Source organism: Pseudomaricurvus sp. ABR4_320, assembly GCF_056159445.1.
This window is the reverse complement of the sequence record NZ_JBSWVF010000107.1, coordinates 1-332: the sequence shown is the minus strand read 5'-3', so window position 1 is coordinate 332 and position 332 is coordinate 1. Positions and strand designations below refer to the sequence as shown.

Sequence of the window (332 nt, the reverse complement as noted above, 5' to 3'; positions counted from 1 at the left end):
GCGAAGGCTTCCAGGCGACTTCAATTCGATACCTGGCAATTCATTGAAATGCTCATTCGTATGGATTGGAGTCCCGAGCAGATTAGCCTTTGGCTCAAAACCGTTTCCGACATTCGTGTGAGTCATGAATGGATCTATCAATATCTTCTCCAGGATAAAGCCTCCGGTGGAGACCTATATACCCACCTGCGTTGCAAGAAAGTCCGTCGTAAACGATATGGCAGCTACAGCCGCCGAGGCCAAATAATTGACCGCGTCAGTATTGATGAGCGCCCTAAAATCGTTGATACCCGCTCGCGAATTGGCGATTGGGAACTCGACACGATCATTGG

The 332-nt window shown here is 49.1% G+C and carries 1 protein-coding gene; it reads left to right on the top strand.

Annotated elements, in window-relative coordinates; genetic code table 11:
• On the top strand, positions 1-332 hold a 332-nt coding region (locus ACXAFR_RS27585; protein ID WP_475183446.1), incomplete at both ends, for an IS30 family transposase.